15 protein-coding genes and 2 tRNA genes are annotated in these 15,253 nt (G+C 63.4%); 6 read left to right on the top strand and 11 right to left on the bottom strand.

From position 1 onward, the window contains the following. Nucleotides 1-43: 43 nt before the first annotated feature. Nucleotides 44-2,500: an ATP-dependent helicase HrpB gene (hrpB, locus tag AC3YMN_RS01440; RefSeq protein ID WP_489888660.1), complete on the top strand. Its 2,457-nt coding sequence runs from the start codon at nt 44-46 to the stop codon at nt 2,498-2,500. A gap of 180 nt (nt 2,501-2,680) precedes the next feature. Here hrpB and msrB read toward each other — a convergent pair whose 3' ends face one another. The 5 genes from msrB to cpdR form a co-directional block, all read right to left on the bottom strand. Next, entirely contained in the window at nt 2,681-3,085 is a 405-nt protein-coding gene (msrB, locus tag AC3YMN_RS01435; RefSeq protein ID WP_489888659.1) for a peptide-methionine (R)-S-oxide reductase MsrB, read from the bottom strand. Between the two features lie 89 nt (nt 3,086-3,174). Next, on the bottom strand, nt 3,175-3,744 hold the full coding sequence (locus tag AC3YMN_RS01430) for a pyridoxamine 5'-phosphate oxidase family protein (protein ID WP_127754034.1): 570 nt from the start codon (nt 3,742-3,744) through the stop codon (nt 3,175-3,177). A 460-nt stretch (nt 3,745-4,204) separates the two neighbouring features. Beyond that, nucleotides 4,205-4,279: transfer RNA gene (locus AC3YMN_RS01425), tRNA-Val, on the bottom strand. A gap of 29 nt (nt 4,280-4,308) precedes the next feature. Next, nucleotides 4,309-4,383: transfer RNA gene (locus AC3YMN_RS01420), tRNA-Val, on the bottom strand. Nucleotides 4,384-4,593: 210 nt separating this feature from the next. Further along, entirely contained in the window at nt 4,594-4,953 is a 360-nt protein-coding gene (gene cpdR, locus AC3YMN_RS01415; protein ID WP_127754035.1) for a cell cycle two-component system response regulator CpdR, read from the bottom strand. 196 nt (nt 4,954-5,149) lie between these two features. On the opposite strand from cpdR, the gene AC3YMN_RS01410 reads away from it, so the two are divergent. After that, nucleotides 5,150-6,046, top strand: coding sequence for an N-formylglutamate amidohydrolase (locus tag AC3YMN_RS01410; RefSeq protein WP_127754036.1), 897 nt, complete (start codon nt 5,150-5,152; stop codon nt 6,044-6,046). A gap of 29 nt (nt 6,047-6,075) precedes the next feature. On the opposite strand, the gene AC3YMN_RS01405 is transcribed toward AC3YMN_RS01410, so the two are convergent. From AC3YMN_RS01405 to AC3YMN_RS01395, 3 genes are all read right to left on the bottom strand, one after another. Next, the gene (locus tag AC3YMN_RS01405) at nt 6,076-7,008 is read right to left on the bottom strand and encodes a DMT family transporter (protein WP_489888658.1); all 933 of its coding nucleotides are present in this window, start codon (nt 7,006-7,008) and stop codon (nt 6,076-6,078) included. Between the two features lie 106 nt (nt 7,009-7,114). After that, nucleotides 7,115-7,960, bottom strand: coding sequence for an AraC family ligand binding domain-containing protein (locus tag AC3YMN_RS01400; protein ID WP_489888657.1), 846 nt, complete (start codon nt 7,958-7,960; stop codon nt 7,115-7,117). A gap of 132 nt (nt 7,961-8,092) precedes the next feature. Next, nucleotides 8,093-8,581, bottom strand: coding sequence for an MgtC/SapB family protein (locus tag AC3YMN_RS01395; protein ID WP_349236715.1), 489 nt, complete (start codon nt 8,579-8,581; stop codon nt 8,093-8,095). A gap of 264 nt (nt 8,582-8,845) precedes the next feature. On the opposite strand from AC3YMN_RS01395, the gene AC3YMN_RS01390 reads away from it, so the two are divergent. Next, nucleotides 8,846-9,757, top strand: a complete 912-nt coding sequence (locus AC3YMN_RS01390; protein WP_489888656.1) for a bifunctional GNAT family N-acetyltransferase/nucleoside diphosphate kinase regulator — start codon at nt 8,846-8,848, stop codon at nt 9,755-9,757. 282 nt (nt 9,758-10,039) lie between these two features. Here the strand turns inward: AC3YMN_RS01390 and AC3YMN_RS01385 are convergent, their stop codons facing one another. Both AC3YMN_RS01385 and AC3YMN_RS01380 read right to left on the bottom strand, forming a co-directional pair. Next, complete coding sequence (locus AC3YMN_RS01385) at nt 10,040-10,768, bottom strand: Crp/Fnr family transcriptional regulator (protein WP_172124230.1); 729 nt, start codon at nt 10,766-10,768, stop codon at nt 10,040-10,042. Nucleotides 10,769-10,871: 103 nt separating this feature from the next. Next, nucleotides 10,872-11,108 carry a DUF6894 family protein gene (locus AC3YMN_RS01380; protein ID WP_489888655.1) on the bottom strand — a complete coding sequence of 79 codons (237 nt, stop codon included), beginning with the start codon at nt 11,106-11,108 and terminating at the stop codon, nt 10,872-10,874. A 317-nt stretch (nt 11,109-11,425) separates the two neighbouring features. On the opposite strand from AC3YMN_RS01380, the gene AC3YMN_RS01375 reads away from it, so the two are divergent. Continuing rightward, nucleotides 11,426-12,154 (top strand): Crp/Fnr family transcriptional regulator, encoded by a 729-nt coding sequence (locus tag AC3YMN_RS01375; protein WP_489888654.1) that lies wholly within the window; start codon nt 11,426-11,428, stop codon nt 12,152-12,154. A gap of 402 nt (nt 12,155-12,556) precedes the next feature. Beyond that, nucleotides 12,557-13,345, top strand: a complete 789-nt coding sequence (gene hisN, locus AC3YMN_RS01370) for a histidinol-phosphatase (RefSeq protein ID WP_489888653.1) — start codon at nt 12,557-12,559, stop codon at nt 13,343-13,345. Nucleotides 13,346-13,363: 18 nt separating this feature from the next. Here the strand turns inward: hisN and AC3YMN_RS01365 are convergent, their stop codons facing one another. After that, a complete protein-coding gene (locus AC3YMN_RS01365; RefSeq protein WP_489888652.1) occupies nt 13,364-14,335 on the bottom strand; it encodes an alpha/beta hydrolase in 972 nt (323 codons plus the stop codon). Between the two features lie 443 nt (nt 14,336-14,778). On the opposite strand from AC3YMN_RS01365, the gene AC3YMN_RS01360 reads away from it, so the two are divergent. Then, entirely contained in the window at nt 14,779-15,240 is a 462-nt protein-coding gene (locus AC3YMN_RS01360; RefSeq protein ID WP_127754044.1) for an Hsp20 family protein, read from the top strand. The last annotated feature ends 13 nt before the right edge of the window (nt 15,241-15,253 follow it).

Genomic DNA, 15,253 nt, shown 5'->3' with positions numbered 1-15,253 from the left:
GCAGCGCTTGCCCCCAGCCCCGCCATGCGCCACAACCCGGGCCATGTCCCTGCCGCCCCTCCCTATCGACCAAGCCCTCCCAGCCCTTCACGACGCGCTGGCCGCCGGCCCCTATGCCGTGCTGGTGGCGCCCCCCGGCGCCGGCAAGACCACCCGCGTGCCCCTCGCCCTTCTGGATGCGCCCTGGCGCGGCGATAGCCGCATCATCGTCCTTGAGCCGCGCCGGCTTGCTGCCCGCGCCGCCGCGACCCAGATGGCGCGCCTGCTGGGCGAAGAGGTCGGCGCCACAATCGGCTATCGCGTCCGCATGGATAGCCGGGTTGGCCCCAAAACCCGCATCGAAGTGGTCACCGAAGGCGTCTTCACCCGCATGCTGGTGGACGATCCCGAACTGACCGGCATCGCCGCCGTCCTCTTCGACGAGTTCCACGAGCGCAGCCTCGATGGCGATCTCGGCCTCGCCCTCACCCTCGATGCCGCCGCGCTTCGCCCCGATTTGCGCGTCCTCGTCATGTCCGCCACCGTTGATGGCGCCGCCGTCGCGCGCCTCCTCAACGATGCGCCCGTCATCGAAAGCCTCGGCCGCGCCTTTCCGGTTACCACCCAATATCGCGAGCCCGATCCCCTCGCCCGCCTCGAAGACGCCGTTGCGTCAGCCGTCCTCGCGGCCCTGCGCGAGCATGAGGGCTCGGCGCTCGTCTTCCTGCCCGGCCAGGGCGAGATCGCCCGCACGGCCGAACGCCTCGCCGAGCACCTGCCGCCCCACACCAGTCTCGCCCCGCTTTACGGCCAGCTCACCCCGGCCGAGCAGGACCGCGCCATCCAGCCCGCCCCGCCCGGCCAGCGCAAGATCGTGCTCGCGACCTCCATCGCCGAAACCTCGCTCACCATCGAGGGCATCCGCATTGTCGTGGATAGCGGTTTTCGACGCGTACCCGTTTATGAGCCCGCTACCGGGCTATCCACCCTTCAGACCCGCCGGGTCTCCCGCGCCGGTGCCGATCAGCGCCGTGGCCGCGCCGGCCGCACCGCGCCCGGTCACTGCATCCGCCTCTGGAACGAAGGCCAGAACGCCGCGCTCCAGCCTTTCGACACTCCCGAAATCCTCGCGGCTGACCTCGCCGGCTTTGCTCTCGATCTCGCCGCCTGGGGCGTCGCCGATCCCAGCCAGCTCCCCTTTCTCGATCCCCCGCCCGCCCCGGCCTGGAGCGAGGCCGTCGCCCTGCTGCAAAGCCTCGATGCCCTCGATGCGGCAGGCCGCCTTACCGCCGCGGGAAAGGCCCTGGCCCGCCTGCCGCTCCATCCCCGGCTCGCCCATATGGTGGTCGAAGGTGCCGCCGATAACGACGCACAAACCGCCGCCGAACTGGCCGTGCTGCTCGGCGAACGCGGCCTTGGCGGCGACGGCATCGATCTAGCCCATCGCCTCGATCGCTTTCGCCTCGATCGCTCACCCCGCGCCCGCGATGCCCGCGCCCTCGCCACCCGCTGGGCCAAATCCGCCGGCAGCAGCGTCGACAACACCGAACCGCAATCGGTCGGCCATCATCTCGCCCGCGCTTTCCCGGACCGCGTCGCCCAGGCTGCCGGTGCCCGCGGCCGTTTTCGCCTCGCCAATGGCCGGCAGGCCAGCATGGACGCCACCGAAGCTCTCGCCGCCGTGCCCTTTCTCGTCGTCACCGACCTGACCGGCGCCGCCGCCACCGCCCGCATCCGCGCCGCCGCTGCGCTGGAGCGTGCCGAGCTCGAAGCCCTCTTTGCCGACAAGATCACCACCGAAACCACCCTCAGCTTTGACGAGGCCAGCGCCAGCATCCGCGCGCGCCGCACCCGGCGCCTCGGTGCGCTGCGCCTCGCCGATGAACCCGTGCCCGTCGATGATCCGGAAGCTGCCGCTGCCCTGCTGGCCGAAGCAGCAGCCCGGCGTGGCCTTGATGCCCTTCCCTGGAGCCGCGAGCAAAAGGCCTGGCGCGCCCGCGCCAATTACCTGCACGCTACGCTGGGCGACGAGTGGCCCGACCTCAGCGCGGCGGCCCTTGCCGACAGCGCCGCGACTTGGCTCGCCCCCGCCCTTTACGGGTTGACCAAACTCTCCGAAATCACCGGCGAACAGCTGCGCACCGCGCTCGATCTGCTGCTTCCCTTCGCGCGGCGCCAGGAAATCGAAGCCCTGCTGCCCAGCCATTTCACCGCCCCGACCGGCAATGCCGTGCCCATCGACTACACCGCCGAAGGCGGCCCTGCGATCGAGATTCGCGTGCAGGAACTGTTTGGCCTCACCCGCCATCCCACCATCGCCAATGGCCGCATTCGGCTGGTTCTCGTGCTGCTATCGCCCGCCCACCGCCCGATCCAGACCACGCGCGATCTGCCGGGCTTTTGGGCCGGCTCCTGGCGCGATGTCGCCAAGGAGCTCAAGGGCCGCTATCCCCGCCACCCCTGGCCCGACGATCCCGCCGGGGCGCGCCCCACCGCCCGCGCCAAACCAAGGGGAACTTAGGGCCACGCCCTCTTGGGTTCGAGGCGCCAAAAGCGCACCTCTCCATGAGGCCTGTTGATGCATCGAGTTCCCAGTAGCCCTCATGGTGAGGTGCGAGCTCTTCGCGAGCCTCGAACCACGAGGGCGTGCCCCCGAGGCCGGGCACAAAAAAGCCCCGGATCACTCCAGGGCTCTTATGTCTTATTCGGCAGGCGAAAAATTCAGCGCCACACCATTGATGCAATAGCGTAGCCCCGTGGGCGGGGGACCATCGGGGAACACATGCCCCAGATGGCTGCCGCAGCGCGAGCAATGGCACTCCGTGCGCACCATGCCGTAGGAGCGATCCTCGGAGGTCTCGACCGAACCGGGCAGCGGATCGTTGAAGCTCGGCCAGCCCGTGCCGCTCTCGAACTTCAGCGTCGATTCGAACAACGGCTGGTCGCAACCGGCGCAGGTGAACGCACCCGCCCGCGTTTCATGCAGCAGCGCGCAGGACCCCGGCCGCTCGGTGCCGTGGTTGCGCATCACCTGGTATTGCTCGGGCGTCAGCCGCCGGCGCCATTCCTCATCGGTCCGCGTGACCGGAAATGCATGAGCATCCATGCCATTCTCCCGCTTGTTCCAAAATTTCAACATGGCTTTCATATAGTGCTGCAGCCGCCCTGGCGACAGGCCCAACCCCTCCGAGCCGTTCAAGCCGAGGTGACCGGCGCCTCGAACAGCCCCGTGGGAAAGCCATCCTGGCTCACCTGGTTCTTTTCGCGCCAATAATCCTCGATGCCATCGACGCCCTTGGCCCGCGCCCAGCTATCCATCTGCGGGCGCTCCTCGCGATAATCGAACAGCGGCACGCCATAGCCGCACGAGCTCTGCACCAGCTCGACCTCGAGCCGCACCATCTGCCGCGCCCCAAGCGGCGCCTCGCCCCCGAACTGCTCGGCCAACAGGGTGGCATATTCCTCGCTCTCGCGATGGATCACCCGCCCCTGCCCATACAGCCGCAGAATCAGCGGCGGCCCGTCTACCGCGCAAAACATGATGGTCAGCCGCGGATCGATCCGCAGATGCGCCGCCGTTTCATTGCCGCTGCCGGTGCGGTCGAGATAGAGCACGTCATTGTCCCCGAGCACCCGGAACATGTCGGTGCTCCGCGGCGACATGTTCACATGCCCCGTCGGCGCCGCCGAAGCGGTAAAGAACATGTGCTGGGCGGCAATGAACTTGTGATGGTGGGATTCGAGCTGGGGAAATCGCTTTGCCATCCCCCATTTCTGCTCCCGCCCCACCAGCCCGCGCAAGCTCTTTTCATCAGCCGCTAGAACCTGCCGCCAAGTTCTTTCTCTTTCCCCAACACATGCCGGAACCGAGGCTCCTGCCCTCCCTCCCCCCTGAGGGGAGGGCTGGGGTGGGGTCAGCGTCGTGGCCGCATTGTGCCCGCCACGACGACCCCCTCCCTCAATCCCTCCCCTCAAGGGGGAGGAAGCAAGTGCCCCGGCGCAAGCGGCGCGTGTTGTCCCCTTTGCAGGGCAGGCGCAGACAGCAGTCATCAAGAAACCGGCGAATCAATGCTCGTCGTCACGCACCATCCGCCCCAGCTTCGGGTCGGGGCGAGTCGAAAACAGTAATGTCCGAGAACCGGCGCGCAACGTAGATTACTACGTGAGCACCGGAAGCGCAGGTCATTGCTGTTTGCAGGCCGCCCCGGCGCGAAGAAGGGGCGGATGGTGGGAGTAACAAGGATTGAACTTGTGACCCTTCGCGTGTGAAGCGAATGCTCTCCCGCTGAGCTATACTCCCATCGCCATCGGCGAAGTAGACTAGAGAGATGGTGGGCGTAACAAGGATCGAACTTGTGACCCCCTCGATGTCAACGAGGTGCTCTCCCGCTGAGCTATACGCCCATCTCTCCGGGAAGGAACCGCCGCTTGGCCGTCCCAATGGCGCGGATAGACCACAAAACTTGCTTTGTGGTCAAGGGGCCTCGCGCGCGTCGCTGGGGAGAAAATGCTCCCCCGCTTTTCCGCCTCCACCTGCGCCCAGATCTGCGCGCAGCGACGGCAATTCCAGCACCCCATTCAAAGGCGGCTCAGGCGCCGCCCCAGCGTGTTTGATCACGCGGCCAGCAGCCGCTCCACTTCATTCACCAGATCCTTGAGGTGAAACGGCTTGCTCAGAACCGAAGCATCCTTGGGCGCGTCACTGTCGGGGTTGAGCGCCACCGCGGCAAAGCCGGTGATGAACATCACCTTCAGGTCTGGATCGAGTTCGGTGGCGCGCCGCGCCAGCTCGATCCCGTCCATCTCCGGCATCACGATATCGCTCAGCAGCAGCGAAAACGGCTCCTCGCGCAGCCGCTCATAGGCAGAAAGGCCATTATCGAAGGAAACCACCTCATAGCCGGCGTTTTTCAACGCCCGCGTCAGAAACTGGCGCATGTCATTATCGTCTTCCGCCAGCAGAATTCGTCTCATCACTCTCTCCGGCCAATTCGCCACTGAGTCGCAAATTATCCCACGGATGTTTATGCCAGGTTAGCCATAACGCAAACCGGGCAGCTGGCCGTTACAATTATCTTGATCAACTGGACAAGCCGCGTGCCACGGGCCACATTGCGGGGGTAAACGGCGCCGCGTCGCAGAACGGCGCCCAAGCCTATCGGGAGGGACTGTGCGGTCCGACTATTGGGATCAGCCAGCGTTTGAAACGATCCGGCCGCGCCGCCTCGTGGCGCCCCTGGTGTTCAACTCGGCCCATTCGGGCCGCAATTATCCCGAACGCTTCCTTGCCATGACCCGGCTCGATAATCTCTCGATCCGCCAGTCCGAGGATGCTTTTGTCGACGAACTCTTTGCCCGCGCGCCCCATCTCGGGGCTCCCCTGCTGCGGGCGCATTTCCCCCGGGCCTATCTCGACGTCAATCGTGAGCCCTGGGAACTGGACCCCTCCATGTTCGACGAGCCCCTTGGGCCAAGGTTCAACACCACCTCGCCGCGCGTGGCGGCCGGCCTTGGCACGCTCGCGCGCGTCGTGGCCGAAAACAAGCCCATCTATCGCGACCGGCTGACCCTTGAGGACGCGCGCATGCGTATCGAGGGCATTTATCAGCCCTACCATGCCGCGCTGCAAAAGCTGCTCAACGAAGCCGTTGGCACCTTCGGCGTCGCGGTGCTGATCGATTGCCACTCCATGCCGCGCATCAACCGTCCGAGCGACCGCTCCGGCCCCGATATTGTGCTTGGCGACCGCTATGGCACCACCTGCACCCCGGCCCTGATCGACATGGTGGAAACCATCTTCAGCGCGGCGGGCCTGCGCGTTGCGCGCAACCGCCCCTATGCCGGGGGCTTTTCCACCCGCGCCTATGGCCGCCCCCAGCAAGGCGTGCACGCCCTCCAGATCGAAATCAGCCGCCACCTCTACATGAACGAAGCGACCTTGGACCGAAACAGCGGCTTTGACACCATGCGCTCCCTCATGGACCACCTGATCACCGCCCTCATCACTCTCGACCTCCCCACCCTCCTCACCCCCCACACCGCCGCCCAGAAACTCGCCGCCGAATAGCGGACCGGCCGGCGCCTCACCCGCACCCGTCACCCTGCCCGGGCATCCTGCTGCATCAATTCCCGGCGTTCGCCTGCCATGCCGAGGAATGTCCCAGCCACGATCAGGGCTGCACCAACAAGCGTCGATGCGGTTACAGGCTCAGCCAAAAGGAGATGCGCTAACGCAAAACCGAACAGCGGCTCGGTTCCCATCAGAAAGCCAACCCTGGTCGGGCTCGTCCGGCGAACCGCAGCATTCTGGACGTAAAACGCCGCGATCGTACAAAACAGCGACAGAAAGGCGACGCTGGCCCAAAAGCTCGGGCCGGCCGCCACAACAAGCGCGCCAAGTCCCTGAGTGCTCCAAAGCATCGCCAGCGCGACTGCACTGACCATAACTGCTTGCGTGGCAGTCAGCGCCACGGACGACAATGCGCGCCCCGCCATCAATCGCTTGGTGGCAACCACCATGACCGCCCGAAGCATGGCGGCAAGGAGAATAAGCCCATCCCCGGGCGACCATGCGGTCCGTCCACCCACAAGGCAGCCAACGCCAGCGCAGGCGATAACCGCGCCAAGAATGACGATGGGGGGCGGCACGCGCCTCGCCAGCGCATAGTCCAGAAACGGAGTAAAGAGCGTGCTCAAGGAAATGATCAAAGCCGCATTGGTTGCGCTCGTCTGGGCAAGGCCTGCGATCTCGGCAATAAAGATCACTGCTAGAATAACGCCGAGCACAGCAGCCCGCACCAGGTCCGCCCGCGCCGCGGAGGCCAGTTCGCGCCGCGCCAGCATGGACATGATGCAGGCAGTGGCGAAAAACCGGTAGAAAATCAGGACCAGAACCGGCGCATAGGCCAATGCGCCTTTGCTGACCGGGTAGCTGGCCCCCCAAACCACCGCCACGCCCAGCACGGCCAGGTCGGCCAAGCCGGTGGAGCGGCGATCATGTGTTGCCGCCGCATGGACCCTGTCCGTCATCGTCTTTACCCTCGTTCAACTCCGACCCGCCACTGTGGCTCACGGTCTAGCTGTCAGTGGGTAGGCGATGGCGCAGGCGAGCTATAGAACAAAAGTGCAGCCCCGGTCAGGCCTGCGCATAAGCCGCCGGTGTGGTGCCGACTATGGCCGTGAAGTGCCGCGTCATGTGGCTCTGGTCGGCAAAGCCCGCCTGGGCCGCCGCCGCAGCCAGCGAGTGCCTTTCGCGAAGCAGGTTCTGCACTAGGCGCACCTTCAAGCCGATATGGTAGGCATGGGGCGGCAATCCGGTGCGGCGCTTGAACAAGTCGATCGTCTGCCGCCGACCCAATTCGGCCAGCGAGGACAGCACGTCGAGCCCGACATCCTCTTCAACATGGGCATGGAGGTAGTCGACAAGGTCTCGGGCGCGGTGATCCGGAAGAATAATCGCCATTTCTGTTTGGGCAGTGTTACCGGCAAGCCTGGCCACCACATCCCCCAGGGCGTCGAGGGCCGTGTCCCGGGACAGCGCCAGCCGCGACGCATGCACAACCTGGTGGATGCGTTCCAGCCGCGCTGACAGGGACGGATCACGGCGGTTGGAGAGCTTGAAGTCCGGGAGGGGCACGCCCTCGCGGCCTTCCGGATTCCCCAGGATGTCCCCCATGGTTTGCTCGGAGACATAGAACATCCGTTGCCCCCAACCACCCTCGACCGCCGCATTGCCGTGGTGCACGTCGCCTGGCCGCATGGTCATGACGGTTCCCGCGCTCACGCTGAGCTGCTCACCCCGGCACCAAACCGAATGCACGCCGGCTGTGATCACCCCAATCAGGTATTGCGGGTGAAAATGGGGTTTGAACGATTGGCGCACATAGTGAGCGGCGAGGGTTTCGAGGCCCCCATGGACCAGTGGTCGCCGGAAGGAAACGCGCTCCGATCCTCCCTTCGCCCGCCCTGGCCTATCGTTCACCGCTTTCGCCTACTCGTTTGTGCCGCAAGGATGTTCCTGCCACCACCGTGCAGATAAACCGCAGGGAGCGGCGAGTAAATAAAATCTGCAGACCACACCAGCCCCCGTATCCGCTCCGGGCCTGGCGCTTGCCTATTGGCTATCGCCGTTATCGGCTTTTGACGGCAAAATCAGTGGCACGGCCGCCAGGATGATGAGGATAACAGCCGCCGACAGGACCGCGGTTGCTTCGAGGCCCAAACCGGCAATGACACCAATGCCCGCGGTGGCCCAGATATTGGCGGCGGTGGTCAGGCCCTCCACCTGGTTCTTTGCCGTGCGCACGATAATCGCGCCGGCGCCGAGGAAGCCGATCCCCTGCACAATGCCCTGCAAGACCCGCGACATATCCTCGATCGGCATGCCACTCTGGGTCGGCCCGATGACAAACAGCGCCGCCCCCACGGCAACCAGCATATGGGTGCGCACCCCTGCGCTTCTGCCTTTGCGTTCACGTTCATAGCCAAGGATCCCGCCAAGCATGGCAGCGAGCAGCAACCGCATGGCAATGCGCGTAATGGTCGAAACGTCTGGAACGTCCGAAAATTCACTCAGGGCGGTCGACCAGATTTCGTCTAGCACGGTTGGTTTCCTCATCATGATGCGGGGGCACGGCGTGCCGCTGCACCTATAAGGCAACAGGCCCCACATGGATGCCAGGGCCATGCAAATGCGCGTCCCTAGGTCGCAGCCCGGGGCCTGACCCTCCGCGTGAGCACCCCGGCGCTGGCCTTGGCGGGTACATCCTTGCTATGGTGTGCTTTCCTGTTTTTCAGCTCTGACCCGAAAGAACCAGCACGGCCATCACCGTGACAGGCTTTCATTCTTGCGACCAAGGTGGCGAAGATGAACAAGCCTTTTGTGGCGCTGCGTCCGGAAATCACGCGGACCCACGCCCAGATCCTGATGCGCTGGTTGGAAGATGAACGCGTCACGCGCTATCTCAGTGATTCAAGCAGCGTGTCCCGCTTCATCACCCAGGCCGTGGACCGAACGCAGCTGCCGATCCTGACCCATTTGTTCAACCAGGGCGGACGCTTCTTCATGGCCCATGATCGCACTGATCGGCCCGTGGGCTTCGTCCGCCTGGTCAAGACCGGCCCTGATTGCGAAATCGTCCTGGTGATCGGCGATCACGACAACTGGGGTCGCCGGCTCGGCGCCAGCACCATCCGCGAAGGGCTGAAGCTCGCCTTTCTCGATATGCGCGCCCGCACCGTCATCGCCAAGATCCATCCGGACAACACCCGCTCGCTCAAGGCCTTTGAGCGCTGCGGCTTTGTGGTCGATCGGGAAACACCAGGGCTCACCGCCCTGTCCATGACCTCTGCCCGCTATCTGCAGCGCCTGCGTGACGGAGCCATGGCCGAAGCCGCCGAGATCTACATCACCGAGATGGACAAAGCCCGCCTCCAGGACCTGATGGCCTACGAGCAAGGACCGGCCATTGTGGACCTCGAACACGAGATCGAACGAGCCGTTGTGGTCGATCCCCGGCGCGTCGCGCGCGATGTCGTCACCATGAATTCCAGGCTCGTGCTGCAGCTAAACGACGAGCAGCGCGACGTGACGCTGGTTTATCCGCAAGACGCGGACAAAAACTCGGGCAAACTATCGGTGCTCTCCGACCTCGGCGCCGCAATCCTGGGCTATGGTGAGGGCCATGCCATCGACTGGCTGGTGTCCGATCGCCCACAGCAGATCCGCATCGAACGGGTACTTTACCAACCTGAATCCGCCGGCCACTTTCATCTTTAGTGCCAGTGTCGGGCCGCTACCCCCTTGCCCCAGCAGCCACCCAACCCACCAATCCGGCTCAGCGCATTCTAGAGAAGCGGACGTTTAAGGATGGTCATCCCTGATCAAACCGGCCCACGAATACCTTTGTGCGAACCGCCAGTCTGGATGGACAGCGTTTTCGCCGGCAGCGCACCGCGGCGTCGAGAGCACTAACAGGGGAGCCGCTAAACCGCTCCGATGCGGAGCGAGGAACTGAACGGCTGCCGTTCACTACTTTACCGAGCCCAGAGTCCCATGCGCTTATATATCAACGCTGTTGCGCCTGCGGATGTGGAGATACGCTGGATCGAACCCGGCAAACTGTTCCAGTGCAGTGTGGTTGAGGATTTCGATTGCGGAGCCCCGGATGGTTATCATCTCGCTGGCCCGCAGGAATTGAAGGGTGCGGTTAACATGCACAGCCGAGAGTCCCACCGTATCGGCCAGGTCCGCCTGCGTCACAGGTAATTTGAAGCTACCATCTGCAACGAGGCCGACGGCCTTGAGACGGGCATGAATCTCGCAGAATAGGTGCGCGATGCGCCGGTCCGCCTCCCGGGTGCCCATGTTCAGCAGCCACTCCCGCAGGGTCGCCTCATCAACCAAGGTCGCCCACCACAGTGGTCGCTTCAGTCCTGGGCGTTCGAAAAGATTGTCGATCGTTTCGCGCGGGATATCGACAACCTGACAGTCCGTCAGCGCCCCAATGGAGTGATCCATTGCATCCAGAACATGCACACGCAGGTCACAGAAGTCGCCAGGCAACAAGTAGGCGACGATTTGGCGACGCCCGCTCTGATCCATTTTATAGCGACAGGCCAGCCCTTCGGCGACCAGATGAACATCGCTGGGGTTGTCGCCTTCTCGGATGATGTCGCGCTTGGCACTAACGAGCCGGCTGCCTGACCCTGCCTCCCTGACCAGGCTCCGGTCTTCATCGGACAGAGCCGCATAACCTTCCAGTTTACGAATAAGGATGTTTAGCGACATGGCCCCTCACTTTGTCGGCCCCACCCACCACCGTTCACTGCCGATGTATCTAACATATGATAGAAAAACCGAACGGTCTCATCCATTCGCCAGACGGGCCTGGCTAGTCCTCGTGGTTGTCACCTGAGAAGCGGAGAGTAAAACAGACTGCGCCCGTCTCATCGGCTACCGACATGCACCACCTGCCTCGTCCCTCCAAGAACTTGGTTGCCTCGGAGCTCAGGATAGTGCCGGCTGCCCGCACAGCTTCAGCGCGGGCCTCGGTAACACCAGCCAGTTCTACACCCACGGTGTCGATAATAGCTCGGCCGTCCATGACGTGAAAAAAGAAACGAGGCATGCTCATTGCTCCCACAATAAAAGGCGGGAGCGGATTGAACTCTCAGCCGCAGGCGCCCAAGAAAATCGGCCTGCGATCCAGTAATGATAGGCCTAAAGTAGGCGATTAGATAGTGCTAAGGCGTGCAATGGCTGTTTTGGCCAGCCCTTTTCTCTAATCGACTACGCAGATCAGCATGCTCAAGGCCGCAGTAATAATCTCAAATATTGAGGTATGTTAAGGTAACGACATGGATGGCGGTTTAATGAATTAGCTAGAGGTTCGGTCCGGTGGCGAATGTTCGCCGCCGACGTTGCTAGCCTCTCAAGGCGCTCGCGATGCAGCAGCACACAGATTTGTTGATTCGACGCCTCCAGAGCATTGGGGCCGTCTCTCCCAGGGACCGGGCTGCGATTGCAGCCCTCCCCATTCGGGAACGTGAGGTTTGGCGCGGGCAGACCGTCCGTAAAGAAGGAGAACAGCCAACCGACAGCATCCTGATCCTTTCTGGACTGGTCTCAAGCTTCAAGGTCTTTCCTGATGGGAGGCGACAGATTATCGGATTTCACATTGCAGGCGATATCCCGGATTTACAGAGTTTAGTGCTGCCGGGCCTGGACTTCTCCCTGGCCGCGCACCAGCACGCAGATATAGCGCTCATTGCACACGACGACCTGCGGCCCTTGCTTCATGCCGTTCCAACGCTCTCTGACCTGTGTTGGCGTGACACTCTGGTGACCGCATCAACTTACCGCACCTGGGTTGCTGCCGCCGGAAGGCTCAAAGTGGCCGAGCACTTTGCCCACATTATCTGCGAGTTGCATCTTCGGTACCAAGCAGTGGGGCTTGGCGCGTACAACAAATTGTCGCTTCCGCTTACCGACGCGGAGCTAGGCGACGCGCTGGGCGTCACTTCCACCAGCGCGCGACTAGCGGCGCGTCAGCTGGCAAATGATGGACTGATTGAGGTGGCTGAAGGAGAAATCCGTATTCTGGACTACGAGCGGCTCCAGGCCTATGCCCAGTTTGAACCCTCCTACCTTCACGTAAACGGCGCCTTGGTTTAGAGCGGCTCCAACTTGGTTTGACCTCCGCGCCATATAGTTGGTCGAAACAGCGGTCACTGGGCTCAGGTGCTAAGCTGTGACATCATCCAAGAGGCACATCCGGCGTTTGGATTGTTAAGCTTAGGGCAAGTTTCAGCACTACGGCGAACGCCAATGGCGAGAACATGAACAAGGTAAGTGCCACAAACACGAGCTTGTACCAGCCCATTTGCTGTGCCCTTGGCGTGACTAAGTCCCGCGATCCAACAGCACCCTCGTGTTTTTAGCGAGAGGGGTCTCGCGGGGAGCGGAGTTAGACGAGCCGCCCAGTTCCTCCCCTCACCTCTTCATGCTACCACCACCGCGTCTCCCCCAGACCTCCTGGTGAGCCCCAGCCACGAGGTCGTGCCCCGGACCTCCTGCATGACGCCTGATTTCGCTGCCATCCAAGCCACCCTGCTCCGCGCCGCCGATGCCGCCGCGGCCTGCACCCTGCCCTTGTTCCGCACGCCCCTGCTGGTCGACAACAAGCTCGCCGGCGGTTTTGACCCGGTTACCGAGGCCGACAAATCAGCGGAAACCGCCATTCGCGCGGTGATCGCTGAAGCCTTTCCCGATCATGCCGTCATTGGCGAGGAATGGGGCAACACGGGCGAGCACCGCTTTTCCTGGATCATCGATCCCGTGGATGGCACCCGGGCCTTTATTTCGGGTGCCCCCGTCTGGGGCACGCTGATCGGCTTTGCCGTGGACGGGGTGGCGGTCGCCGGGATCATGACGCAACCCTTTATCGGGGAAACATTTTTGGCGGTGCCTGGCCAGGCCAGCTATCGCCGCGGCCAGACCCAGGCACCCCTGCGCAGCTCAGGGCAAACCGAGCTTGCCGCCTGCCGCGTGTTCACCACCACGCCCGAGCTTTTCCGCACGCCCGAGCTGCAAGCCAAATGGCAGGCTGTGGCCGGCGCCACCCGTCTGCAGCGCTTCGGCATGGATTGCTATGGCTATGCCCTGCTCGCGGCCGGCCATGCCGATCTGGTGGTCGAGCCTTTCCTTAACACCTATGACATTGCCGCCCTGGTGCCGATCATCCGCGAAGCGGGCGGCGCCATTGCCTGCTGGGACGGCAGCGAGCCCACCGGTGGGGGCAATGTGGTGGCCGCGGCTTCCCCCCGGCTGCTGGATGCTGCGCTCGAACTGGTGAATCGCGCCTGAGCGCGACGGAGCCCTGGGTCAGCTCTGCTCGGTGATGAACGCGTCAAAGGCGGCGAACACCTGGGCGCGAATCGCGTCGGTTTCCATGAACAGCTCATGCTGGGCCCCCGGCACCACCATATGCCGGCCGGTGCGCAGGCGCAGGCCCAACTCCTCGGTCGCCGGTGTCCAGACCACCCGGTCCCGCGCTGCCGCCAGGATCAGGAGGGGCACCCGCAGCTTTTCGGGAAAGTCATCGCGCTGTGCCACAGCCATGGCCGCCAGCGCCGCCCCCGTCCACTGGATCGTTGGCGCCCCGATTTCAAGTTCGGGGTGGGCCTTGAGCACCGCGATGCTCCGGGCAAAGCGCTCGGGATCCCCGGTCAGCGGGTTGTCGGCAAACGCCATTTTCGAGGCAGCCTTGTCCTGCGGCCGCCGCAGCGGCAGCCGTCCGAGCCCAAGAAAGCTCATTGCGCTCAGGATCCGTGCAGCGCCCGCGGTGCCGAAGGGCGGCGATTCCAGCCCCACCATGGGCGAGGACAAAAAGATGCGCTCGAACATCAGCCGGTCATTAACCCCGGCAAACAGCGCCGCGAGCCCGCCCATCGAATGGGCCACGAGGTAATAGGGCGGCGGGCAATCGGGCAGCAAGATTTCGCTGTGAAAGCTTTTGAGGTCACTCCAGTAATCGGAGAACTTGTCGACATATCCCAGCTTGGGATTGCCGATCAGCCGTTCCGAGCCACCCTGCCCGCGCCAGTCAAAGGTCGCGACGCCAAAGCCGCGCGAGCGGAAATCGGCGATGGTCTCGAAATATTTCTCGATGAATTCGGTTCGCCCCTGCAGCAGGCACACCGTGCCCCGATGCGGCCCCACGCCCTTGGGCCAGATCGCATAGCGCAACCGCACCCCGTCGGGGGATCGGAAGAACCCGACGCGCCCCCCTTCGGGGACCGGATTGTTTGGGTCGCTGGCCAGTTTGGGCCCATTGGGATCCACAACAATGGTCATGCCAGAACCTTCATGCCGGAGGGGCCGGTGCTGGAGGCAAGCCGGCCGGAGGGGTGGGCTTATATAGGCGCTGGACAAAAGAAAGCCAGCACCTCTTGCGAGATGCTGGCTCCCTTACGCTGCGGGCCCGTGCGGGGGGCGGGTGACAAGCCCGCAGTTGCGTAGCGCCGGCTTTGGCCAGCACATGCCCCCTTATGGGCCCCCCATCCTGAACGGGGATGCAAAACCGCGTTCAGAATGCGTTCATCTACATGGCCATTGCGGGGCAAAAAAATTTGCAGCGCCCGCTTTGCAAGGCTCTTGAACCCCCAAACCGGGCGCCTAGATATAGCTCGTCCGCCGGCTATCCGGGGACCTCACCCGAGCAAAATCAACGGCTTGCCTCTTTTGGGAGCCACATAGCAAGGGTCGAGAACACCACGTTGCTTTCAGGAGAATGTGCTATGCAGACCATCGATTTTTCCCCCTTCTACCGCTCCACCGTCGGCTTCGACCGCCTCTTCAACCGCCTCGATACCCTGAGCGGGCAGGAAGCAAAAACTTATCCTCCCTACAATATCGAGCGGACCGGCGATGATGCCTACCGCATCTCCATTGCCGTGGCTGGGTTCTCCAACGGCGATATCGCCATCGAGACCAAGGAAAACAGCCTGGTTGTGAAGGGCGCAAAGCCCGCCGAGAGCACTGAAAAGGCTCGTGAATTCCTCCATCGCGGCATTGCCGAGCGCGCTTTCGAGCTCCGCTTCCAGCTGGCCGACTATGTCGAGGTTCAGGGTGCCACGCTCGAGAACGGACTCCTGCATCTGGAACTGAAGCGCGAACTGCCCGAAAGCAAGAAGCCGCGCACCATCCAGATCAGCGGCGGCACCAGCCAGCCTACGATCGAGGACCAGTCGGTCAACTAATCCGACCCGTTCG

The organism is Devosia sp. Z11_6, from assembly GCF_058133665.1.
This window is presented reverse-complemented; position numbering and strand designations above follow the sequence as displayed.